Genomic DNA, 21924 nt, shown 5'->3' on the forward strand with positions numbered 1-21924 from the left:
GGGAAGGAGACGCTGCTACATGCGAATTCACAACTAACATAGGGCAGCATCTTCTTCCCCCACTTGTGGGGGAGGACCGAGGTGGGGGACAGCAAGCACCCAGCCCCCCCCTCTCATCCAAAGGATCCCATGAAAAACGCCACTTTCTATGTGATGGAGTCTGAGAGCGCCGGCGATGGCCTAACCGCAATCGAAGCGTTGGTGTGCTCTCTTGCCGAAACACGCTGGCGTGACGGCAAACGCATCCTGATTGCCTGCGAAAACGAAGAACAAGCCAATCGGCTGGATGAAGCGCTCTGGCAACTTCCGGCAAACGCCTTTGTGCCGCACAATCTGGCTGGAGAAGGCCCGCGCTACGGCGCTCCGGTTGAGCTGGCCTGGCCACAGCGTCGCGGTAGTTCACCGCGCGATCTGCTGATCAGCCTTCTGCCACAGTTCGCAGATTTTGCTACTGGTTTCCATGAAGTGATAGACTTCGTTCCTTATGAAGAATCCCTAAAACAACTGGCGCGCGATCGCTACAAAGCCTATCGCAGCGTTGGTTTCCAATTGAATACGGCGACGCCACCCTCGCCGCAAACGACAGTGTAGAAATGGAAAAGACATATAACCCGCAAGATATCGAGCAGCCGCTCTACGAGCACTGGGAACAGCAGGGCTACTTTAAACCGAATGGCGATACCAGCCAGGAAAGCTTTTGCATCATGATCCCGCCGCCGAACGTCACCGGCAGCTTGCATATGGGTCACGCTTTCCAGCAGACCATCATGGATACCATGATTCGCTACCAGCGCATGCAGGGTAAAAATACCTTGTGGCAGGCCGGTACCGATCACGCCGGTATCGCCACGCAGATGGTGGTAGAACGCAAAATCGCCGCTGAAGAGGGCAAAACGCGCCAGGATTATGGCCGCGATGCGTTCATCGACAAAATCTGGCAGTGGAAAGCGGAATCCGGCGGCACCATTACTCGCCAGATGCGTCGTCTCGGCAACTCGGTTGACTGGGAGCGCGAGCGCTTCACCATGGACGAAGGTCTGTCCAACGCAGTGCGCGAAGTGTTTGTCCGCCTGTACAAAGAGAACCTGATTTACCGTGGCAAACGCCTGGTAAACTGGGATCCAAAACTGCGTACCGCAATCTCCGATCTGGAAGTGGAAAACCGCGAGAGCAAAGGCTCGATGTGGCACATCCGCTATCCGCTGGCTGACGGCGTGAAAACCGCTGAAGGCAAAGATTATTTGGTGGTGGCAACCACGCGTCCGGAAACCCTGCTGGGCGATACCGGCGTCGCGGTTAACCCGGAAGATCCGCGTTATAAAGATCTGATCGGCAAAGAGCTGATCCTGCCGCTGGTGAACCGTCGTATTCCGATCGTTGGCGATGAACACGCTGATATGGAAAAAGGCACCGGCTGCGTGAAGATCACGCCTGCGCATGACTTCAACGACTACGAAGTGGGTCGTCGTCATAAGCTGCCGATGATCAACATTCTGACCTTTGATGGCGACATCCGCGAGCGCGCGGAAGTGTTCGATACCAATGGCGAAGTCAGCGACGCGTGCGCAGACGACATCCCGGCACAGTTCCAGAAAATGGAGCGTTTCGCCGCGCGTAAAGCGATGGTTGCCGCCATTGATGAGATTGGCCTGCTGGAAGAGATCAAACCGCACGACCTCACCGTGCCTTACGGCGATCGCGGCGGCGTGGTGATCGAGCCAATGCTGACCGACCAATGGTATGTGCGCACCGCACCGCTGGCGAAAGTCGCGGTTGAAGCGGTAGAAAACGGTGATATCCAGTTCGTGCCGAAGCAGTACGAAAACATGTACTTCTCATGGATGCGTGACATTCAGGATTGGTGTATTTCACGTCAGCTGTGGTGGGGACACCGCATCCCAGCATGGTACGACAACGACGGCAACGTCTATGTTGGCCGCACCGAGGACGAAGTGCGTCAGGAAAACAATCTGGCTGCCGATGTGGCGCTGCGCCAGGATGACGACGTGCTGGATACCTGGTTCTCGTCCGGTCTGTGGACCTTCTCGACGCTGGGCTGGCCGGAGAACACCGAAGCGCTGCGTACCTTCCATCCAACCAGCGTGCTGGTGAGCGGCTTCGACATCATCTTCTTCTGGATTGCGCGCATGATCATGCTGACCATGCACTTTATCAAAGATGAAAACGGCAAGCCGCAGGTGCCGTTCAAAACCGTTTATATGACCGGTTTGATCCGCGATGAAGAAGGCCAGAAGATGTCCAAGTCGAAAGGTAACGTCATCGATCCGCTGGATATGATTGACGGCATTTCGCTGGAAGATCTGCTGGAGAAACGTACCGGCAACATGATGCAGCCGCAGCTGGCTGAGAAGATCCGCAAACGTACCGAAAAGCAGTTCCCGGACGGCATCGTGCCTTCAGGTACCGATGCGCTGCGCTTCACCCTTGCCGCGCTGGCTTCTACCGGTCGTGACATCAACTGGGATATGAAGCGCCTCGAAGGCTACCGCAACTTCTGCAACAAGTTGTGGAACGCCAGCCGCTTCGTGCTGATGAATACCGAAGAGCAGGATTGCGGACAAAATGGCGGCGAAATGAAGCTGTCGCTGGCGGATCGCTGGATTCTGAGCGAGTTCAACCGCAGCGTGAAAGCCTATCGCGAAGCGCTGGATAACTATCGCTTTGATATCGCGGCCAACATTCTGTACGACTTCACCTGGAACCAGTTCTGTGACTGGTATCTGGAGCTGACCAAGCCGGTGATGACCAGCGGTAGCGAAGCGGAACTGCGCGGTACGCGTAATACGCTGGTCACCGTGCTGGAAGCGCTGCTGCGTCTGGCGCACCCGATCATTCCTTACATCACCGAAACCATCTGGCAGCGTGTGAAAGGCCTGAAAAACATCGATCACGATACCATCATGCTGCAGCCGTTCCCGCAGTATGACGCGGCGAAAGAGGATGCCGAAGCGCAAGCCGATATCGAGTGGATGAAGCAGGCGATCGTCGCGGTACGTAATATCCGTGCTGAGATGAACATCGCACCAAGCAAGCCGCTCGACGTGCTGCTGCGTGACTGCTCTGCCGCCGCGCAGCGTCGCGTCGAAGAGAACCGCACCTTCCTGTCGCGTCTGGCGCGTCTGGAAAGCCTGACCATTCTGCCTGCAGGCGAGAAAGGCCCGGTTTCGGTCACTAAGATTGTTGAAGGCGCTGAGTTGCTGATTCCGATGGCGGATCTGGTCAACAAAGAAGCCGAGCTGGAGCGTCTGGCGAAAGAGCTGGTGAAACTTGATGTCGAAATTGAGAAGATCCAGACCAAGCTGGCGAACGAAGGCTTTGTCTCACGAGCGCCGGAAGCGGTTGTCGCCAAAGAGCGTGAGCGCGTGGCTGAGCTTGAGCAATCAAAAGCAAAACTGTTTGAACAGCAGGGCGTGATTGCGGCATTGTAAGCGCTTCAGTCCAACTGCTTAATCGAAGCCGGGCACTGCCCGGCTTTTTTATACCGGAAGATAATGATGACCACCGACGCTCCCATCAATTTAAAGGTGCGCCCCATTACAGCCGCCGATAACCCGCTGATTGCACAGGTGATCCGTGATGTGTCAGCCGAATTTGGCCTGACGGCGGATAAAGGCTACACCGTGTCCGATCCCCATCTCGATCGCCTGTTCGAACTCTACAGCGAAGCCAACAGCGCTTACTGGATTGTGGAACATGATGGTGTGGTGGTGGGCGGCGGCGGCGTTGCACCGCTGGCCTGCAGCGCGCCGGATATCTGTGAGCTGCAGAAAATGTATTTCCTGCCGCAGGTGCGCGGCTTAGGTCTGGCGCGCGATCTGGCGCTGCGTGCCATGGAATTCGCCCGTCAGCAGGGCTTTCAGCGCTGCTATCTGGAAACCACCGGCAGTTTGACGCGTGCGATTAAGTTGTATGAGTCGTTGGGGTTTGAGCTGATTGATAGCGCGATGGGTTGTACCGGGCATGTGGATTGTGAAGTGCGGATGCTGAAGGTGTTGTGATTTGCTCGCTGTGTGTGCTCGCTGTCCCCCTCCTCGGTCCTCCCCCATAAATGGGGGAGGAAGATGCTGCCACATGTCAGCGTTGAAGCTGCATGTGGCAGCATCTCCTTCCCCCGCTAGCGGGGGAAGGCCGGGATGGGGGACAGCGCGCACAAACCTAAACCGCCGGCACCCCACTATGAAACCGCAGTTCGCCATCCGGCTCGCTGATTAAGCGCGCTTCTGCCTCGCCAAACACCTGCACGCGCGGCGCAATCTCCTTCGGCGAAATCTGCTGCGCCAGCTTCAGGTAATCCTGATAGTGACGCGCTTCCGAGCGCAGCAGCGAAATATAGAACTTCTCCAGTTGCTCATCCAGATACGGCGCCAGGCTGGCGAAACGTTCGCAGGATCGCGCTTCGATGTACGCCCCGCAAATTAGCTTATCCACCAGCGCTTCCGGCTCGTATGTGCGAATCTCGCGAATCAAACCTTTGGCATAGCGGCTGGCAGTGATTTTGCGATACGGCAAACCGCGCGACTGCATGATTTCCCACACCTGATAGAAGTGGTGCAGCTCCTCTTTCACCAGCAGCACCATCATCTCCACCAAATCATCGGCCCACGGCAGCTCGTTGCGCACGATAATGCTTTTGGTCAGATTCTTGTGGGCATTGATAAAGTTACCGTCCTGCTCGTCGCGGTAGATAAAATCTTCATACGGCTTGAGCCACGCCAGAATGGCATCACCACTTGGCTTATCCGCCACGTATTTACGGATGATGAACACCGCGGTTTGCGCGGCTTTCAATTCACAAACCATGTGATCGGTGAGCAGCAACGTCAGATTTTCCGGCTTGCGTGCTTCATCAATCCACGCTTGTGGCGTGCGGCAATGCAGGAATTGATAGATCGGTTCTAATAGCGGAGCGTAATTCATGGGCAGTCTTTTGTCTTACGGGGAAACGTGTTCAGGGCGGCGAGTGCCGCCCATTAATGCTTAGTGACGCACACCGTTGTCTTCTTCGTCGTCGATGAACTCGCCATCGTCATCTTCATCTTCGGCATCAGGATCTTCAAAGTAGGTGCCCCACCCGTCGTAATCGACGTTGTAGCTGCCTGCCAGATTCACCAGCTGCTCAACCTGCGCATCAATCAGCTCTGGCTTCAACGCGCCTTCGCTCAGGATATCCACACACATTACGGTAGTGCCGTCTTCCAGCTCCAGCTCTTCTGGCTCGCTCACTTCGTAGCCCAGCTTGAAGGCATCAACCGCCACCTTCTCCAGCGAGTCGAAGTTGTTGCAGGAGAGATGATGCTCAATAGTGTAAAGCGCATCTGGATCGCTGCCGTCTTCCAGCAACTCTTCAATGATCAGTCGCGTCTCTTCGCGCTGTTCTTCCAGCAATGCTTCATATGCCATGGGTGTGTCCTCAAATATTCGGCTGAATTCAATTATTTTCCCACACTGCCTCGCGCGCCACTACACAAAACAACAAGTTTCTTAACGCTGGGGTTGAAAATGCATATTCATACGGTTAGATTGAATTTTAATTCATTTAATGTAGGCATCTGGAGCGCTGTATGAGTCAGCTACATCAAAGACATTTCCTGAGATTGCTGGATTTCACCCCAGCCGAAATCGATTCTCTGCTGAGTCTGGCAGGTGAATTAAAACACGCAAAGAAAAATGCCAGCGAAACGCAGTACCTGAAAGGCAAAAACATCGCGCTCATCTTCGAAAAAGACTCGACTCGTACCCGATGCTCTTTCGAAGTTGCCGCTTACGATCAGGGCGCTAACGTCACCTATCTCGGCCCAAGCGGCAGCCAAATCGGCCATAAAGAGTCGATGAAAGACACCGCGCGCGTGCTGGGAGGCATGTATGACGGTATTCAGTATCGCGGCTACGGCCAGGAACTGGTGGAAACCTTAGCGGAATTCGCTGGCGTGCCAGTGTGGAACGGCCTGACCACCGAATTCCATCCCACGCAACTGCTGGCCGATCTGCTGACAATGCAGGAGCATCTGCCGGGTAAATCGCTGAATGAAATGACGCTGGTTTACGTCGGCGATGCACGCAACAACATGGGCAACAGCATGCTGGAAGCCGCTGCGCTGGTCGGCCTCGATCTGCGTCTGGTGGCGCCAAAAGGCTGCTGGCCGGAAGCGGAACTGGTGGAGCAATGCCGCGTGGCCGCACAGCAAACCGGTGGCAAAATCACCCTGACTGAAGATATCGCTGAAGGGGTGCAAGGTGCCGACTTCATCTACACGGATGTGTGGGTGTCGATGGGCGAAGCCAAATCGGTGTGGGAAGATCGCATCGCCCTGCTGCGTCCTTATCAGGTTAATAGCGCGATGCTGGCGCTGACCGGCAATCCGCAGGTGAAGTTCCTGCACTGCTTACCGGCCTTCCATGACGACAAAACCACGCTGGGCCGTCAAATGGCCGAGCAGCACGGTTTGCACGATGGCATGGAAGTGAGTAATGAGGTGTTTGAATCTGCGCACAGCATCGTGTTCGATCAGGCTGAAAACCGCATGCACACCATTAAAGCGGTGATGGTCGCGACGCTCGGCAAGCTATGATTGGTGGCGCCGCAAACGTTTACCTCGCGCGCGATATTTGCTTGATGCAAATCAGTGAATGCGTATAATGCGGCCCAATTTGCCGGAGGAAACATGCAACAGCGCAGCGCACAATTTGACGCTCAACGACGCCTGACAGCGGGCGGCGCATCTGTTTCTTTCCGTCATCAATCGATCGTAAAAAAAGCCCCTTAAGCAGGGGCTTTTTTTTGTCCGCAATCCGGCAGCGCAGAGGAGAACGCTATGGCCAACCCGCTATATCGCAAGCACATCATTTCCATCAACGATCTCAACCGCGACGAGCTGGAGCTGGTGCTGCATACCGCTGCCCAGCTGAAAGCCAATCCCCAGCCGGAGCTGCTGAAACACAATGTGATCGCCAGCTGCTTCTTTGAGGCTTCAACGCGTACGCGTTTGTCGTTTGAAACCGCGATGCATCGTCTCGGCGCGTCAGTGGTGGGCTTCGCCGACGGTAGCAACACCTCGCTCGGCAAGAAAGGCGAAACCCTCGCCGATACCATTTCGGTGATTGGGACTTACGTTGATGCCATCGTGATGCGTCATCCGCAGGAAGGCGCCGCGCGTCTGGCGACGGAATTCTCCGGCGGCATTCCGATTCTCAACGCCGGTGATGGCGCTAACCAGCATCCAACGCAAACGCTGCTCGATCTCTTCACCATCCGCGAAACGCAAAATCGCCTGGATAACCTGAATGTGGCAATGGTCGGCGACCTGAAATATGGCCGCACCGTGCATTCACTGACGCAGGCGCTGGCGAAGTTTGATGGCAACCGCTTCTTCTTTATCGCGCCGGATGCGCTGGCGATGCCTGCGTACATCACCGATATGCTGGATGAGCAGAACATTGCCTGGTCACGCCACGACACCATCGAAGAAGTGATGCCACAACTCGATATTCTGTATATGACGCGCGTGCAGAAAGAGCGCCTCGATCCGTCGGAATACGCCAACGTTAAAGCACAGTTCATTCTGCGTGCCGCTGATTTAGCCGGTGCGCGCGACAACATGAAAGTGCTGCATCCGCTGCCGCGTATCGACGAGATCACCACCGACGTGGATAGCACGCCGCACGCCTGGTATTTTCAGCAGGCTGGAAATGGCATCTTCGCTCGCCAGGCGCTGCTGGCGCTGGTACTGAATCGCGAACTGGCACTGTAAGGAGAAAGCGATGACTCACGATAATAAATTGCAGGTTGAAGCCATTAAACGCGGCACGGTGATTGACCATATCCCGGCGCAGGTCGGCTTCAAGTTACTGTCGCTGTTTCGTCTGACCGAAACCGATCAGCGCATCACTATCGGCCTCAACTTGCCGTCGGGCGAGATGGGCCGCAAAGATCTGATCAAGATCGAAAATACCTTCCTGACCGACGATCAGATCAATCAGCTGGCGGTGTATGCGCCGCTCGCCACGGTGAACCGCATTGATGAATACGAAGTGGTGGCGAAGATCGCCCCCACCTTGCCGGATCGTATTGATCGCGTGCTGACCTGCCCGAACAGCAACTGCATCAGCCGTAACGAGCCGGTATTCACCAGTTTTGCGGTGAAAAAGCGCGAAGATGATGTGCATCTGAAGTGCAAATATTGCGAGAAAGAGTTCGCGCGCCACGTGGTGCTCGGTCACTGGTAATCGCCCGCGTCGTCCCTATAATGGGACGATTCATTTCGCGGCGGACATCGGTCGGCCGCGCACTTTCAAGGAGAAACAATGTCTCGCGAAATCAGTACTTCAAACGCACCCGCAGCGATTGGCCCTTACGTGCAGGGCGTGGATCTCGGCAGCATGATCATCACTTCAGGCCAGATCCCGGTTGATCCGGCCACCGGCGCCGTTGCCGACGATGTTTCCGCGCAGGCACGTCAATCACTGGAAAATGTGAAGGCGATTGTCGAAGCCGCCGGCCTGAAAGTGGGCGATATCGTGAAAACCACCGTGTTTGTTAAGGATTTGAATGACTTCGCCACGGTGAACGCAACCTATGAAGCGTTCTTCACCGAGCACAACGCCAGCTTCCCGGCGCGTTCGTGCGTGGAAGTGGCGCGCCTGCCGAAAGATGTGAAGATTGAGATCGAGGCGATTGCGGTACGTCGTTGATTTGGTTGGTTGGTGCTGGCTGTCCCCCATCCCGGCCTTCCCCCGCAAGCGGGGGAAGGAGATGCTGCCACATGCAGCTTCATCACTGACATATGGCAGCCTCTTCCTCCCCCATTTATGGGGGAGGACCGAGGAGGGGGAAAGCCAGCACAATATTTATTTAAACGATCGCAGCAACCTCTCCAGCGGCCGCACCAGCGCCAGCACTGTTTCATCCTGCACCTGCGCTGCCGTATCAAGTTGTGAATGCATCTGCGCCACCTCACCTGCGCCATACGCCTGATTACGTTCCAGCGCATTGACCAAATCCAGTCCCATCCGGCTCAACTCTGCTACTTGCTGTACTTGCTGCTGCAGCGGCTTGAGCTGATAGCTGCGCAGAATTAGCGGCATCACCGCATCGCTGTTGTTCTGCCAGCGCTGCAATTGCTGACGGATGGCATGCGCCGCCGCATGATCGGCGCGATTGGCGATCAAGCGATCCACCTGCTTATCCAGCACACGCACCGCATTGCTCTCGGCCGGCAACACATCCGCCAAACGATTGAGCGGTTCAAAATAGTCATAATGTCCCGCCTGAAATTTCAGATGCTGGCGCGTGTAGTACTGCGCTGGCTCCAGCACTTCGGCCAATATGCGCAGCGGCGTGATGTCACTGCTGTTCGCCAGTCGCATCATCTGCACTTCAGCCTGCTGATGCTGCTGCAAGCCGACTGAAACAGTGCCCCAGCGATCCACCGCGCTCAGGCGCTGATACATGTTATCGCTGTCGGTGACATCCTGCGCCGACCATAAACGCTCCGCCACCACAAAGGCGCGCGGCCACAGGCGTGTGTCGATTACCCGGCTGTTAACGTTCTCCGCCCACAGCGCCGCTTCGCCGCCAATCAGGTTGTTCTGCATCTGTTGCGGCGTCGGCAGCGATGGCGCAATGCCGGTTGGCACCTGAGGCAACTTGCTGCCTTCTGCGGGATAGCGCACGTTGCCCACCAGCATATAACCGGTCAGCTTGTCTTGCGTTAGCGTCACCATCGGCTGGAATGGCCCCATCCACGTATCGACGCTGAACGTCAGCTGTGTGGGCGACAGCCAGCGAATATCACTGACCATGCGACGCGCTTTGCCGCTGAAATCGATAAAGCCGCGCCAGCCGTTTTTCCCTTCTATCAGGGTAAAGCTGCCTTTCAGCGCGCTGCCTTTCAAACGCGGCATGGTGAATTGCCAGCTCTGCGCCTGCTCACCAGCCTGCACCTGATCCGCGCCGTTGAGCCCCTGCGGCCAGGGTTCATTGCGATAGTGGTAAGCGGCGGTTTGCGGCTGATCGAGATAGAAACCGGTGGAGAGAATGCCGCGAAAGTCGTTTTTCGCCACCGTGCCCAACGCATCCTGTCCTTGCCACGATTGAATCAGAATGCTTTTAGGCAGATCAGGATGGTAAACCTCATCCCAGCCGATCATGCGGCGCTGATGCGCTTCAAGGATTTTCTCAACGCGCTGATTAAACCAGGCTTGCAGCGCATGCGTATCCTTTAAACCGTGGTCGCGCATAAACTGCTGAATGCGTGTGGAATCATTCCACTGGGTTGGATCAACCTCATCACCGCCAATGTGGATGTAGGGATCGGGGAAGATCGCCGTCACTTCGCCCATTAAGGTGTCGATAAAGCGAAATACCGCTTCGTTGCTGGGATCGAGCAGCGGCTTAAACACGCCCCAGCCGCGCTCCATCTGATACGGTCCCGGCGCGCTCATTAACTCCGGCATCGCCACTGCTATCGCCGACGCATGGCCGGGCAGATCGATTTCCGGTACCACGCGTACGCCGCGCTGCGTGGCGTAGCGCACCACATCGCGCATCTGCTGCTGCGTGTAGTACAAGCCGTCGCTGGCTTTCTCCTGCAGCTGCGGATAGTGGCTGGAGGCAAATCGCCAACCTTGATCGTCGGTTAAGTGCCAGTGAAACACGTTCATACGCGCGGCGGCGATGCCGTCGATTTGTCGTTTCACGGTTTCAATTGGCAGGAAGTGGCGCGCCGAATCGATCAGCACGCCGCGCCACGGAAAGCGCGGTTTGTCATCAATGGTGACGTAGGGAATTTCGGTGCCGTTTTCGGTGTTTTCAATCAGCTGCAGTACGGTTTCCATGCCGCGCATCGCGCCAAAGCGCGTGTTGGCTTTCAGCAAGACGCCATCGCTGTTAACCAGCAGATGATAACTTTCGTCGCTGTCTGGTTGGGGAAGCGGATCAACCGCCTGCGCGATTTGTACCTGAATGCTGGGATGATCGCTGGATGCGCTGGCCGGCAGCAGCGGCCAGCCGGTTTGCCGCGCAATGCGCGCGCGCCAGCGCGATTCAGCACCTTCCAGATGATCGCCCGAGATATGCAACGTGAGCTGCGGTGTTAACGCATACGCCCCGCCGCCGCCTGGCTGGACAACGCTTTGTGGCCACGGCATCAGCGGTAAATCTCCAGCCGGCGCGGCGAAGGCGGAAAAAGTCATGGATAAACAACAGGCAAGCAGAGTTCTTTGCAATGGCATCTGGGCATCCTTGTAAATGAAACAACGGACCAAAATGGGCAAAAGGCCCATTAAACCTGTTTCGCATTGCAAAGCAAGTGGCCGCAAACTGAAATCAAGGCGGGTTAATACTTTTGTATTTTAGCCAGATTAACCATTGCGCGGCTTTCGTTCCTGGTTGTGGCTTCTTTGTTGTAGGTCAAACCGCCGGCGATTAATCTCAGCGCAAACACCACATATAGCGATTAAACTCCTTAAAATTATCTACATATAGTTTCATGGAGAAGAAATGGCGACGGTGGTGATTAAGCGTGACGGCTGCAGAGTGCCGTTTGATGCGCAGCGGATCGAGGCGGCAGTCAACGCGGCTGCAGCTGCGGTACAAATCGATGATACGACGTGGTGCGCGCAAGTGGCGGCGCAGGTCAGTCAACAGCTGGCTGACAAGGCTGAAGTGGATATCCGCGACATTCAGTGTGCGGTGGAAGAGACGCTAATGAGCGGACGCTGGCCGCAGCTGGCGCGTGCCTACATCGAATATCGCCATGACCGCGATTTAGCACGCGAGCAGCGCGGTAAACTGCATCACGCTATTCGCGGTTTAGTGGAGCAAACCAACGCCGCACTGCTCAATGAAAACGCGAATAAAGACAGTAAAGTGATTCCCACCCAGCGCGATTTGCTGGCTGGCATCGTCGCCAAACATTACGCTCAGCAGCAACTCTTGCCACGCGATGTGGTGCTGGCGCATGAACGTGGTGACATCCACTATCACGATCTCGACTATTCCCCGTTCTTCCCGATGTTTAACTGCATGCTAATCGATCTGCACGGCATGCTGACCCACGGTTTTAAGATGGGCAACGCCGAGATCGAGCCGCCCAAATCAATCGCCACCGCCACGGCGGTGACCGCACAGATCATCGCGCAGGTCGCCAGCCACATTTACGGCGGCACCACCATCAATCGCATTGATGAAGTGCTGGCACCGTTCGTTACGCTCAGTCTGGAAAAACACCGCGCGGTGGCGCTGGAATGGCAGATTCCGGATGCCGAAGCCTATGCGCGCGTTCGCACCGAGAAAGAGTGCTACGACGCGTTTCAGTCGCTGGAATATGAAGTGAATACGCTGCACACCGCCAACGGCCAGACGCCGTTTGTCACCTTTGGCTTTGGCCTCGGCACCGACTGGGCCGCGCGCCTGATCCAGCAATCCATTCTGCGCAACCGCATTGCCGGATTGGGCAAAAATCACAAAACCGCGGTATTCCCGAAACTGGTGTTTGCTATCCGCGAAGGCGTGAATCATCGGCCTGGCGATGTTAATTACGATATCAAGCAGCTGGCGTTAGAGTGCGCCAGCAAGCGCATGTATCCGGATATCCTCAACTACGAAAAAGTGGTGGAAGTGACCGGCTCGTTTAAAACGCCGATGGGCTGCCGTAGCTTCCTTGGCGTCTACGAGGAGAACGGCGAGCAGATTCACGAAGGCCGCAACAATATTGGCGTCATTAGCCTCAATCTGCCACGTATCGCGCTGCAAGCCAAAGGCGATGAAGCGCAGTTCTGGCGCTTGCTCGATGAACGTCTGGCGCTGGCGAAACATGCCTTAATGACGCGTATCGCCCGGTTGGAAAAAACCAAAGCGCGTGTGGCACCGATTCTCTATATGGAAGGTGCCTGCGGCGTGCGCCTGAAAGCGGATGACGAAGTGGGCGCCATTTTCCGCAACGGCCGCGCCTCAATTTCCCTTGGCTACATCGGCTTGCATGAAACGCTGAATGCGCTGAGCGGCAACCAAGTGCATCCGTATGACGCCGATTACCTGCGGGAAAAAGGCGTGGCGATTGTCACGCACCTGCGCCGCGCGGTGGATGCGTGGAAAGCGGAAACCGGCTACGGCTTCAGCTTGTACAGCACGCCGAGCGAGAATCTGTGCGACCGCTTCTGTCGCCTCGATGCCGCCGAATTTGGCGTGGTGGCCGGCGTTACCGACAAAGGGTATTACACCAATAGCTTCCATCTCGACGTGGAGAAGAAGGTCAATCCGTACGACAAGATCGACTTTGAAGCGCCCTATCCCGCCATCGCTAACGGCGGATTCATCTGTTACGGCGAATATCCCAACATCCAGCACAACCTCAAGGCGCTCGAAGATGTCTGGGATTACAGCTATCACCGCGTGCCCTATTACGGCACCAATACGCCGATTGATGAGTGCTACGAATGCGGCTTTAGCGGCGAGTTCAGCTGCACCAGCAAAGGGTTTACCTGCCCATGCTGTGGTAATCACGATCCGGCGCGCGTGTCGGTGACGCGCCGCGTGTGCGGCTATCTCGGCAGCCCGGATGCGCGTCCGTTTAACGCCGGTAAGCAGCAAGAAGTACAGCGGCGCGTTAAACATCTGGAGACAGGAAAACTGGGATGATGCGCATCCACGGCTATTATCCGGTTGATATCGTTAACGGGCCCGGCACGCGCTGCACGCTGTTTGTCGCGGGCTGCGAACATCAATGTCGCGGCTGCTACAACCAAAGCACGTGGCGGCTGGATTCCGGCGTGCCGTTTACGCTGGAGATGGAAGAGCAGCTGATCGCCGATCTTAACGATCGGCGCATTGCGCGCCAGGGCTTGTCGCTGAGCGGCGGCGATCCGCTGCATCCGCACAACGTGCCGCATATACGTCGTCTGGTGAAACGCGTGCGCCGTGAGTGTCCGGATAAGGATATCTGGCTGTGGACCGGATATCAGATGGCAGAACTCAGTGCGGCGCAGCGCGAAGTGGTGGATGAAATTGATGTGCTGATTGATGGACGCTTTATCGAAGCGGAGAAAGATGCGCGGCTGCTGTGGCGCGGCAGCCGCAATCAGAAGATTTGGTGGTTACGCCAGCCACAAGGCGAGCACGCCGAGCAGCATGCCGCTGCCTGCCACGCCGATCAGCGCGATCCACAGCGCCCGTGCGGGAAAGGCGCGATGCAGCATCAATAACGACGGCACACTCACGGCGGGCAGCGTGACTAATAACGCCAGCGCGGGCGCAATGCCCATGCCCGCCAACATCATGGTCTGCACAATCGGGATTTCCGCGGCGGTAGGAATCACAAACAGGCAGCCGGCGATTGCCATCAACATCACCCAAAACAGCGTATTACCCACCGCGCCATCCGCGTGCGGGAACAGCCACACGCGCGCGGCGCCGAGCAACAATACCGCGACGATATACAGCGGAATGGTGTTGCAGAACAGTCGCCACATCACCCGCAGCCAGCGTGACAGAAACGGCTGCTCATCGCGGGCCGGGATAACGGGGGCGGTAACGGCCTGATCCGGCACGCTGCGCTGCACCAACCACGCGATGCCTAACACCATCAGCAAACCCGCTACCAGCCGAATCGCCGCAAAATGCCAGCCGAGCACAAAGCCCATAAAAATCAGCGTGGCAGGATTGAGCAGCGGATTCGCCAGCCAGAACGCCATCGCCGCACCGCTGGAAACCTGTGACTGACGTAAGCCAGCGGTTACCGGCGCCGCACAGCAGCTGCACATCATGCCCGGCAAACCTAATCCAGTGCCCATCAGCGTCGAGCCAAAGCGTGAGCTGCCCATCAGACGCAGCAGCCAGGCGCGCGGAATCAGCTCCTGCACCAACGATCCGAGGATCACCCCGAGCACGGCCGCTTTCCACACGGCGAGGAAATAGACCATGGCGTAATCAAGCGCCGCGCGCCACGGTGAGTCCGCCGCATTGGCCAGAATCGATTTACCGATCGAATGCGTTTCGGCAGCAGTAAAGGCTTTGCCGTAATAAGGCTGCCATTTGACATACCACAGGCCGATTACTACCACGGCGAGGAACAGCAGCGGTTTCCACCAGGCGAAGCGTGTCGCCGGGGCATGAGAAGGGAGTTGGGTCATCACGGAATTCCGTATTCAACTGAATAACAATGCCGCGTTAGGATACGCGGCGGAAAGGCCGTAGTGTCATTCAGGTCATTTCATTGCGCCATGTGGAAATCGCCTAAACTTGATCCGGCACGAAAATTTACCTCCCGGAAGAATTGCCGGCTGGCTTGCTTTTTGCGACATGGCTACCAGACTTGTTGGGTTAGAAGTGCAACGAACATAAGGTTCGTGATCAACAAGGAGGAAAAAAGATGAGCAAGAAAATAGCGGTACTGATTACCGATGAATTTGAAGACTCAGAGTTTACCTCACCGGCGGAGGCTTACACTCAGGCGGGCCATGAAGTGGTTACCATCGAGTTTAAGGCCGGCAACATCGTTAAAGGGAAACAGGGTAAAGCTGAGGTCAACATCGACAAGGCTATTGATGATGTGAATGCAGCCGAGTTCGATGCGCTGCTGCTGCCCGGCGGACACTCTCCCGATGCCCTGCGCGGTGACGATCGCTTCGTCAACTTCACCAGGGAGTTTGTCGCCAGCGGCAAGCCGGTGTTTGCCATTTGCCATGGCCCGCAGCTGCTGATCAGCGCGAACGGCGTGCGCGGCCGCAAAATGACCAGCGTAAAAGCCATCGCCATCGATCTGCGTAATGCCGGTGCGGATTTTTACGATAAAGAAGTGGTGGTGGATGATGACAAGTTAGTTACCAGCCGCACGCCTGAAGACCTGCCCGCGTTTAATCGCGAGTCGCTGCGGATTTTGAACGCGGCCTGATAGTTTTTCCTGCATTGGGGTCGCCGTGAATGGCGGCCCTAAGGCCGGGTCCAGATAATCTTTTTGCCAAAGCCCAGCGCATTGTCGGTCATCTTCACTTCGTCGAGCACGATTTCCCATAGCGGTGCGGTGACTTTCTTTGCCACTGGAAAACGCTTCTGATAGGCGTGACGCGCAATAACTTCCCTTTCTCCGCTTAGCAGCTGAATCACGCCGCGATACTGCACGCCTTTAATCAGCAGCACACTTTTGGGCTGGCCATTCACCGTGCCCGCCACGCGCGGATTTGACTGGATTAATGCGCCATGGCGCGTGTCTGGTTTAGTCATCAGCCAGAACGCCATGTTCGCGGCATCAAACACATAAAAGCAGTTGGCGCACCACAGATCGTCGCCATGGCTGGCAGATAACGACAGCACGTGCTGTTTTTTTAAGTAGCGAATCAGATGAGCATGGTCGGACAAAATTGGACTCCGTGCGGCGAATAGCGATGCAGCCTGAAGCGCGCTACACTGCCTGCCAGCTAATTTTCGGGATAAGTATGATGGAACAAGGCTGGCAGCTTTATCTGCTACAAACCGCCGCAGGCATGCTGTATACCGGCATCACCACCGATGTTAATCGTCGGCTGCAACAGCATCAGCAGGGACGCGGCGCGCGTTCGCTGCGTGGCAAGGGCCCGCTGACGCTGGTGTTTCACTGCGATGCGGGCGATCGGGCGGCGGCGTCACGCCTGGAATATCAGGTGAAGCAGCTGAGCCGCGCGCAAAAGCTGCTGCTGGTTGCACAGCAGCCGCCCTGCTTAGTGGCCTGGTTTAGTCGAAACGGTTAAACGGCAGCGCGAATTCGATCAGCCCTTCTGCACCGACAAACGCATCGTCGGCCAGTTTGTAAACCTGAAAGGCCGCTTCACTGCCTAACCAGCGACAGTGCAAACCATGACGTGCCGCCGGTTCAAAGCCGAGTGGATTGTAGAACTCAGGATCGCCCAGCACCACCACGGCGCTGTAGCTGAACTCATTCAGTGAATCCAACCCTTCACACACCATCCGTTTAGCCAGGCCCTGTTTGCGCACCGATTCATCCACGGCGAGCGGCGCCAACGCGACCCAATTGCGGTCTTCTCCCTGCAGGGTCACCGGACTGAAAGCGGCATAACCCAGCACCTGACCTTCATCATCTGTGGCAACTACACCGAGAGTCAGCAAGCCATCTTCGCGCAGTTGCTGTATCAGTTCCGCTTCGGCAGCGGTAGCAAAACTGCGCTTTAACAGGCTATCGATGCCTGCTGCATCAACGCCAATTTCAGTACGAATCAACATGAGATCCCCGCGCGCGCCTCAGCGGCCTTCGCGTCCTGTTTCATTCCTGTCTCAATAAAAGCAGCGAGCTGCTGCAATCCCGTGCGTAATGGCGTGGGCATGGCATCCAGTTCAATGGCATCCATCAGGTTTTTCACCTCAAGTCCCAGCTCAGTGTCACCTTCAATCACCAGACGGCGTTGAAAGAACAACATATCGGGATCCGCTTTGCGTGCTGCCACCAGCAACAGATCGTTGGCTTCACCGCGAAACCAGACATCAGCCTCGGTGTCGCGCGAAACGGTCAGGCGCCCTGCTTGCAGGGTGGTGATCCAGCGCAGATTCACATCGGCAACCTCAATCCCCAGATAACGCCCTTCCAGAAAGTCTAACTCACCTTCAGACAAAGCATGACGAAATTGCCAGTTTAGGAGTTGTTGCAGAATAGCTTTTTTTAGCGGGAAAGGGGTAATGGAAACAGGTAAAGCAAGGAATTCTGGCCCTTTTTCAACAATCAGACCGCGTAAGCGCGCAAACATCATCGTCATTCCCTTCAGAAAGTTTCATCTATTTTGCCACATCTGACCGGCTTCGCCTCCACTGAGATCAAGGAAATCGCCGCCTGGCTGGACGAAAAACCTTCACTCCCGATCATCAATGCCGCTTTCACTGCCTTAAATCAACATTGCTGTCGGGTCAGTTATTTACACTCTTCGGCTTCAGAATCCGGGGAGGAAAATGTATGGAACTGCTGTGTCCGGCGGGGAATTTGCCTGCGCTGAAATCGGCGGTGGAGCATGGTGCTGACGCGGTGTATGTCGGCCTGAAAGACGATACCAATGCCCGCCACTTTGCTGGCCTCAATTTTACCGATAAGAAACTGGCTGAAGCCGCACGCTATCTGCATCAGCATCGGCGCAAACTGCATGTGGCAATCAACACCTTCGCCCATCCTGATGGCATCAATCGCTGGCAAAGCGCGATTGATGTTGCCGCTCAGAACGGCGCGGATGCGTTGATTCTGGCCGATATTGCCACGCTGGAGTACGCGGCAAAACATTATCCGCAGGTTGAGCGTCATCTTTCGGTACAGGCCTCCGCCACCAATCTGCAGGCCATCCATTTTTACCATCGTCATTTTCAACTCAGCCGCGTGGTGCTGCCGCGCGTGCTGTCGATGCATCAGGTCAAACAGCTGGCGCGTGAAACGCCGGTACCGCTGGAAGTGTTCGCCTTCGGTAGCCTGTGCATTATGGCTGAAGGCCGCTGCTACCTCTCTTCCTGGCTGACCGGCGAGTCGCCTAATAGCGCGGGAGCCTGCTCGCCGGCGAAATTTGTCCGCTGGCAGCAGACGCCAAAAGGCATGGAATCGCGCCTGAATGAGGTGCTGATTGACCGTTATGCGCCCGACGAGAGCGCTGGCTATCCCACCTTGTGCAAAGGCCGTTATGAAGTGGATAACCAGCTCTATCACGTATTGGAAGAACCCACCAGCCTGAACACCTTGTCGCTGCTGCCTGAACTGCTGCGCGCCAACATTGCCTCGGTGAAAATTGAAGGACGCCAGCGCAGCCCGGCCTATGTGGCGCAGGTAGCGAAAGTGTGGCGTCAGGCCATTGATCGCTGCATGGCATCGCCGGAACAATATGCCGTGCAGGAACCCTGGATGCAGGCGTTGGGCGAGTTATCAGAAGGCAGCCAAACCACGCTCGGTGCTTATCACCGTGACTGGCAATAAGGAGATCGCATGAAATACGCCATCGGGCCGGTGCTGTGGTACTGGCCAACTGCAACGCTGGAAACCTTTTATCAACGCGCCGCCGAGAGCAGCGCGGAGATCATTTATCTCGGCGAAGCCGTCTGCAGTAAAAGACGCGCCACCTCGTTCCATCAATGGATGGACATCGCGCGCATGCTAGCGCTGCAGGGCAAGCAAGTGGTGCTGAGTACGTTGGCACTGCTGCAGTCGCCATCGGAAGTCAAAGAGCTGCGCCGCTATGTCGAGAACGGTGAGTTCCTGCTGGAAGCCAATGATATCGGTACCGTGAATATGGCGGCGGAGCGCAAATTGCCGTTTGTCGCCGGCCCAACGCTGAATGTGTATAACGCGCAGACGCTGCAACTGTTGCTGAAAGAAGGCATGACGCGCTGGTGCATTCCGGTGGAGATGTCCCGCGACTGGCTGATTCAACTGCTGCAACAGTGCGATGCGGCGGGTGTGCGCGAACAATTTGAGGTGGAAGTGCTCGGCTATGGTCATCTGCCGCTGGCGCTGTCAGCACGCTGCTTTACCGCACGCGCCGAGAATCGTGGCAAAGATGATTGCCAAACCTGCTGCATCAATTACCCAACCGGCCGTCGCGTGCTCTCGCAGGAAGGCCAGCAGGTGTTTGTGCTCAACGGCATTCAGACCATGAGCGGCTATTGTTACAACCTCGGCAATGACCTGAGCGGCATGCATAACTGGATCGACATTGTACGTTTGTCGCCCCAGGGCGAAAGTACGCTCGCCGAAGTGGATCGCTTCCGCGCCAACGAAGCCGGTCAGGCACCGCTGATGATGGCGCGCGGCAGTGATTGTAATGGTTATTGGCGTCGCCTGGCGGGAATGGCACTGGAAGGCGGCAGGTAAAGGCACATTCCGGCTATATTCCTGCTGTTATTAGCAGTTTTAATATAGGTAACGATGAGTAATACTCACAAGCGCAGGTCCGACTAAACACCTGCGCCATCCCTATTTGGAGTGCCCATGTCTGAGAAAAAAACTGTTCGCCTGTCCGTGTTGGATCTGGCCCCTATTCCACAAGGTTCCACTGCACGCGACGCGTTCCATAATTCGCTGGCACTGGCCCGTCAATCCGAAGCACTGGGCTTTCACCGCTACTGGCTGGCGGAACACCATAATATGACGGGGATTGCCAGCGCCGCGACGTCAGTGCTGATTGGCTATTTAGCGGCTAATACCGAAACGCTGCGCCTCGGTTCAGGCGGCATTATGCTGCCCAATCACGCGCCGCTGGTGATCGCCGAACAGTTTGGTACCCTCGAGTCACTCTATCCTGGGCGCATCGATTTGGGACTGGGCCGCGCGCCGGGTTCCGACCAACGCACCATGCTGGCGTTGCGTCGTCATCTTTCCAGCGGCCAGGCAGATAGTTTTCCAGAAGATGTCTCTGAACTGATTCGCTGGTTTGACGCCGAAGAGGGAGAACATCCGCCAGTACAACCGGTTCCAGGTTTAGGATTGAAAATTCCGGTGTGGCTGCTCGGTTCCAGCCTGTACAGCGCGCAACTGGCCGCTCAGCTGGGTTTGCCGTTTGCATTTGCCTCGCATTTCGCGCCGGATCTGCTGTTCCAGGCGCTGCATCTCTATCGTGAGAAATTCAAACCTTCCACACGTCTGGCGAAGCCGTATGCGATGGTGTGCGTCAACGTCGTTGCAGCCGATAGCGAACGTGACGCTCGCTTCCTGTTCACCTCGATGCAGCAGCAGTTTATTAACCTGCGTCGCGGCAAACCGGGTCCGCTACCTGCGCCGGTGGAGAACATGGATCATCTGTGGTCGCCGTCCGAGCAATATGGCGTGCAGCAGGCACTCAGCATGTCGATTGTCGGCGATAGCGATAAAGTCCGCAGCGGCCTCGCCGCGCTGATGCGTGAAACCCAGGCGGACGAGATTATGGTTAACGGCCAGATTTACGATTCGCAGGCGCGTCTGCGCTCCTTCGCGCTGGCAATGGAAGCAGCGCGCACGCTGTAAACCTCATTGCGGTGGGTTTAACCACTCTGGGCCCACCGCAAGGGTTCGCACGTCTCGCGCCGGTGACTGACCGTGAAAACGGCTGTATTCGCGACTGAACTGCGAAGCACTTTGATAACCCACCCGATAACCCGCCGTGCCGGCATCCAGCTTCTCAATCAACATCAAACGCCGCGCCTCGTTGAGCCGCAGCTGCTTTTGATACTGCATCGGCGTCATCGCCGTTACCGCTTTAAAGTGATGATGCAGCGACGAAATACTCATCCCTACGCTGCTCGCCAGAAAATCCATTTTCAACGGCTGATGAAAGTTTTCGCGTAGCCAACGCGCGGCGCGCGCCACTTTGTTGCCTGGCCGTTCCGTCAACGCCATGTTGAGAATGCGCGGCCCTTCGGGTCCAGTCAGCAAACGATAGAAAATCTCCTGCTCAATCAACGGTGCCAGCGCAGCAATGTCCTGCGGGTGATCCAGCAACTCGACCAAACGCATCACCGCATCCACCAACGGGGGCGCGACTTTATGCACGGCGATACCGCGCTCGCTCACCGCCGTGCTGCCGAGTTGATGGTGCGGAAAGTGTTCCAGATAACGCATCAGACGCGTTTCGTTGATGGTGATGCCCACACCAAGATTCGGTTTCTCTGGCGTTGCCATGACCACGCAGGATTGCACCGGCATATCAAGCGTCACCAACAGTAAATCGCCCGGCCCGTAATGCATCACTTCATCACCCATGCGCAGCGCTTTTTGCCCCTGCGCGATCAGGGCAAAGCTCGCCCAGGTCGCCACGTGCGCCAAACTGGTGGGCTGAGAACTGCGGCCGAAAGAGAGAAAGTCGATTGGGCAATAGTGACGACCATCCTGCGGTGCGTGGCGGGCAATAATTGCCACCAACTGCTGCCATTGTTCCTGATGAATCATGCGCTCGGTGCTCCGCGGTAAGAAATCACTGATT

At 56.4% G+C, this 21924-nt stretch carries 22 protein-coding genes; 14 read left to right on the forward strand and 8 right to left on the reverse strand.

Annotated features, from left to right (window positions below):
* The first annotated feature begins 129 nt into the window (after positions 1-129).
* The 3 genes from K5Y33_RS15485 to K5Y33_RS15495 all read left to right on the forward strand — a co-directional run bounded on the left by K5Y33_RS15485 (position 130) and on the right by K5Y33_RS15495 (position 4019).
* Positions 130-591 carry a DNA polymerase III subunit chi gene (locus tag K5Y33_RS15485; protein ID WP_110868052.1) on the forward strand — a complete coding sequence of 154 codons (462 nt, stop codon included), beginning with the start codon at positions 130-132 and terminating at the stop codon, positions 589-591.
* A gap of 2 nt (positions 592-593) precedes the next feature.
* Positions 594-3449, forward strand: coding sequence for a valine--tRNA ligase (locus K5Y33_RS15490; protein WP_101762228.1), 2856 nt, complete (start codon positions 594-596; stop codon positions 3447-3449).
* Positions 3450-3515: 66 nt separating this feature from the next.
* Complete coding sequence (locus K5Y33_RS15495; protein ID WP_137386840.1) at positions 3516-4019, forward strand: GNAT family N-acetyltransferase; 504 nt, start codon at positions 3516-3518, stop codon at positions 4017-4019.
* 157 nt (positions 4020-4176) lie between these two features.
* Here K5Y33_RS15495 and K5Y33_RS15500 read toward each other — a convergent pair whose 3' ends face one another.
* On the reverse strand, positions 4177-4938 hold the full coding sequence (locus K5Y33_RS15500; protein WP_101762230.1) for a tRNA-(ms[2]io[6]A)-hydroxylase: 762 nt from the start codon (positions 4936-4938) through the stop codon (positions 4177-4179).
* 60 nt (positions 4939-4998) lie between these two features.
* Positions 4999-5421 carry a ribonuclease E inhibitor RraB gene (rraB, locus tag K5Y33_RS15505; protein ID WP_008104254.1) on the reverse strand — a complete coding sequence of 141 codons (423 nt, stop codon included), beginning with the start codon at positions 5419-5421 and terminating at the stop codon, positions 4999-5001.
* A gap of 161 nt (positions 5422-5582) precedes the next feature.
* Here rraB and argF point away from each other — a divergent pair, with 161 nt between their 5' ends.
* From argF to ridA, 4 genes are all read left to right on the forward strand, one after another.
* Positions 5583-6590, forward strand: a complete 1008-nt coding sequence (argF, locus tag K5Y33_RS15510) for an ornithine carbamoyltransferase (RefSeq protein ID WP_222234468.1) — start codon at positions 5583-5585, stop codon at positions 6588-6590.
* Between the two features lie 243 nt (positions 6591-6833).
* Positions 6834-7769: an aspartate carbamoyltransferase gene (gene pyrB, locus K5Y33_RS15515; protein ID WP_101762233.1), complete on the forward strand. Its 936-nt coding sequence runs from the start codon at positions 6834-6836 to the stop codon at positions 7767-7769.
* Positions 7770-7779: 10 nt separating this feature from the next.
* Positions 7780-8244, forward strand: a complete 465-nt coding sequence (gene pyrI / locus K5Y33_RS15520) for an aspartate carbamoyltransferase regulatory subunit (RefSeq protein ID WP_007886734.1) — start codon at positions 7780-7782, stop codon at positions 8242-8244.
* 78 nt (positions 8245-8322) lie between these two features.
* Positions 8323-8709, forward strand: a complete 387-nt coding sequence (gene ridA / locus K5Y33_RS15525; RefSeq protein ID WP_061718232.1) for a 2-iminobutanoate/2-iminopropanoate deaminase — start codon at positions 8323-8325, stop codon at positions 8707-8709.
* A 156-nt stretch (positions 8710-8865) separates the two neighbouring features.
* Here the strand turns inward: ridA and K5Y33_RS15530 are convergent, their stop codons facing one another.
* Positions 8866-11250: a beta-N-acetylhexosaminidase gene (locus tag K5Y33_RS15530; protein ID WP_222234470.1), complete on the reverse strand. Its 2385-nt coding sequence runs from the start codon at positions 11248-11250 to the stop codon at positions 8866-8868.
* A 268-nt stretch (positions 11251-11518) separates the two neighbouring features.
* On the opposite strand from K5Y33_RS15530, the gene nrdD reads away from it, so the two are divergent.
* Positions 11519-13657, forward strand: coding sequence for an anaerobic ribonucleoside-triphosphate reductase (nrdD, locus tag K5Y33_RS15535; protein WP_222234471.1), 2139 nt, complete (start codon positions 11519-11521; stop codon positions 13655-13657).
* Positions 13654-14220, forward strand: a complete 567-nt coding sequence (gene nrdG / locus K5Y33_RS15540; protein ID WP_222234473.1) for an anaerobic ribonucleoside-triphosphate reductase-activating protein — start codon at positions 13654-13656, stop codon at positions 14218-14220. The genes nrdD and nrdG overlap by 4 nt, the downstream gene beginning before the upstream one ends.
* Here nrdG and K5Y33_RS15545 read toward each other — a convergent pair.
* Complete coding sequence (locus K5Y33_RS15545; RefSeq protein WP_222234474.1) at positions 14113-15147, reverse strand: permease; 1035 nt, start codon at positions 15145-15147, stop codon at positions 14113-14115. The two genes, nrdG and K5Y33_RS15545, sit on opposite strands and share 108 nt — an antisense overlap.
* A 239-nt stretch (positions 15148-15386) precedes the next feature.
* Between K5Y33_RS15545 and K5Y33_RS15550 the strand changes: the two genes are divergently transcribed.
* Entirely contained in the window at positions 15387-15908 is a 522-nt protein-coding gene (locus tag K5Y33_RS15550) for a type 1 glutamine amidotransferase domain-containing protein (RefSeq protein WP_101762238.1), read from the forward strand.
* Positions 15909-15946: 38 nt separating this feature from the next.
* Here K5Y33_RS15550 and K5Y33_RS15555 read toward each other — a convergent pair whose 3' ends face one another.
* Complete coding sequence (locus K5Y33_RS15555) at positions 15947-16372, reverse strand: YhbP family protein (RefSeq protein ID WP_222234476.1); 426 nt, start codon at positions 16370-16372, stop codon at positions 15947-15949.
* Positions 16373-16452: 80 nt separating this feature from the next.
* Between K5Y33_RS15555 and K5Y33_RS15560 the strand changes: the two genes are divergently transcribed.
* Positions 16453-16740: a GIY-YIG nuclease family protein gene (locus K5Y33_RS15560; protein ID WP_101762240.1), complete on the forward strand. Its 288-nt coding sequence runs from the start codon at positions 16453-16455 to the stop codon at positions 16738-16740.
* On the opposite strand, the gene K5Y33_RS15565 is transcribed toward K5Y33_RS15560, so the two are convergent.
* Both K5Y33_RS15565 and K5Y33_RS15570 read right to left on the reverse strand, forming a co-directional pair.
* Positions 16724-17230: a GNAT family N-acetyltransferase gene (locus K5Y33_RS15565; protein ID WP_222234478.1), complete on the reverse strand. Its 507-nt coding sequence runs from the start codon at positions 17228-17230 to the stop codon at positions 16724-16726. The two genes, K5Y33_RS15560 and K5Y33_RS15565, sit on opposite strands and share 17 nt — an antisense overlap.
* Positions 17224-17748 (reverse strand): SCP2 domain-containing protein, encoded by a 525-nt coding sequence (locus K5Y33_RS15570; RefSeq protein ID WP_101762372.1) that lies wholly within the window; start codon positions 17746-17748, stop codon positions 17224-17226. Before K5Y33_RS15570 ends, K5Y33_RS15565 begins: the two co-directional genes overlap by 7 nt.
* A 203-nt stretch (positions 17749-17951) precedes the next feature.
* Here K5Y33_RS15570 and K5Y33_RS15575 point away from each other — a divergent pair, with 203 nt between their 5' ends.
* The 3 genes from K5Y33_RS15575 (at position 17952) to K5Y33_RS15585 (ending at position 20969) form a co-directional block, all read left to right on the forward strand.
* Complete coding sequence (locus tag K5Y33_RS15575) at positions 17952-18947, forward strand: peptidase U32 family protein (RefSeq protein ID WP_137385068.1); 996 nt, start codon at positions 17952-17954, stop codon at positions 18945-18947.
* Positions 18948-18956: 9 nt separating this feature from the next.
* Positions 18957-19841 (forward strand): U32 family peptidase, encoded by an 885-nt coding sequence (locus K5Y33_RS15580; RefSeq protein WP_101762243.1) that lies wholly within the window; start codon positions 18957-18959, stop codon positions 19839-19841.
* 117 nt (positions 19842-19958) lie between these two features.
* A complete protein-coding gene (locus K5Y33_RS15585) occupies positions 19959-20969 on the forward strand; it encodes a luciferase-like monooxygenase (RefSeq protein ID WP_222234479.1) in 1011 nt (336 codons plus the stop codon).
* Between the two features lie 3 nt (positions 20970-20972).
* Here K5Y33_RS15585 and K5Y33_RS15590 read toward each other — a convergent pair whose 3' ends face one another.
* Entirely contained in the window at positions 20973-21890 is a 918-nt protein-coding gene (locus K5Y33_RS15590) for an AraC family transcriptional regulator (RefSeq protein ID WP_110868063.1), read from the reverse strand.
* Between the last annotated feature and the right edge of the window lie 34 nt (positions 21891-21924).

The organism is Pantoea sp. DY-17 (genome assembly GCF_019795975.1).
Taxonomy (GTDB): Bacteria; Pseudomonadota; Gammaproteobacteria; order Enterobacterales; family Enterobacteriaceae; genus Pantoea; species Pantoea leporis.

What these genes read in the sequence shown, in the direction of transcription:
- K5Y33_RS15580 (WP_101762243.1), top strand. Translation starts at nt 18,957, where the DNA reads ATGAAATACGCCATCGGGCCGGTGCTGTGGTACTGGCCAACTGCAACG.
- K5Y33_RS15570 (WP_101762372.1), bottom strand. Translation starts at nt 17,748, where the DNA reads ATGTTTGCGCGCTTACGCGGTCTGATTGTTGAAAAAGGGCCAGAATTC.
- pyrB (WP_101762233.1), top strand. Translation starts at nt 6,834, where the DNA reads ATGGCCAACCCGCTATATCGCAAGCACATCATTTCCATCAACGATCTC.
- rraB (WP_008104254.1), bottom strand. Translation starts at nt 5,421, where the DNA reads ATGGCATATGAAGCATTGCTGGAAGAACAGCGCGAAGAGACGCGACTG.
- nrdG (WP_222234473.1), top strand. Translation starts at nt 13,654, where the DNA reads ATGATGCGCATCCACGGCTATTATCCGGTTGATATCGTTAACGGGCCC.
- K5Y33_RS15590 (WP_110868063.1), bottom strand. Translation starts at nt 21,890, where the DNA reads ATGATTCATCAGGAACAATGGCAGCAGTTGGTGGCAATTATTGCCCGC.
- K5Y33_RS15550 (WP_101762238.1), top strand. Translation starts at nt 15,387, where the DNA reads ATGAGCAAGAAAATAGCGGTACTGATTACCGATGAATTTGAAGACTCA.
- nrdD (WP_222234471.1), top strand. Translation starts at nt 11,519, where the DNA reads ATGGCGACGGTGGTGATTAAGCGTGACGGCTGCAGAGTGCCGTTTGAT.
- K5Y33_RS15545 (WP_222234474.1), bottom strand. Translation starts at nt 15,147, where the DNA reads ATGACCCAACTCCCTTCTCATGCCCCGGCGACACGCTTCGCCTGGTGG.
- K5Y33_RS15485 (WP_110868052.1), top strand. Translation starts at nt 130, where the DNA reads ATGAAAAACGCCACTTTCTATGTGATGGAGTCTGAGAGCGCCGGCGAT.
- K5Y33_RS15500 (WP_101762230.1), bottom strand. Translation starts at nt 4,938, where the DNA reads ATGAATTACGCTCCGCTATTAGAACCGATCTATCAATTCCTGCATTGC.
- argF (WP_222234468.1), top strand. Translation starts at nt 5,583, where the DNA reads ATGAGTCAGCTACATCAAAGACATTTCCTGAGATTGCTGGATTTCACC.
- K5Y33_RS15565 (WP_222234478.1), bottom strand. Translation starts at nt 17,230, where the DNA reads ATGTTGATTCGTACTGAAATTGGCGTTGATGCAGCAGGCATCGATAGC.
- K5Y33_RS15585 (WP_222234479.1), top strand. Translation starts at nt 19,959, where the DNA reads ATGTCTGAGAAAAAAACTGTTCGCCTGTCCGTGTTGGATCTGGCCCCT.
- K5Y33_RS15560 (WP_101762240.1), top strand. Translation starts at nt 16,453, where the DNA reads ATGGAACAAGGCTGGCAGCTTTATCTGCTACAAACCGCCGCAGGCATG.
- K5Y33_RS15490 (WP_101762228.1), top strand. Translation starts at nt 594, where the DNA reads ATGGAAAAGACATATAACCCGCAAGATATCGAGCAGCCGCTCTACGAG.
- K5Y33_RS15495 (WP_137386840.1), top strand. Translation starts at nt 3,516, where the DNA reads ATGACCACCGACGCTCCCATCAATTTAAAGGTGCGCCCCATTACAGCC.
- pyrI (WP_007886734.1), top strand. Translation starts at nt 7,780, where the DNA reads ATGACTCACGATAATAAATTGCAGGTTGAAGCCATTAAACGCGGCACG.
- ridA (WP_061718232.1), top strand. Translation starts at nt 8,323, where the DNA reads ATGTCTCGCGAAATCAGTACTTCAAACGCACCCGCAGCGATTGGCCCT.
- K5Y33_RS15575 (WP_137385068.1), top strand. Translation starts at nt 17,952, where the DNA reads ATGGAACTGCTGTGTCCGGCGGGGAATTTGCCTGCGCTGAAATCGGCG.
- K5Y33_RS15530 (WP_222234470.1), bottom strand. Translation starts at nt 11,250, where the DNA reads ATGCCATTGCAAAGAACTCTGCTTGCCTGTTGTTTATCCATGACTTTT.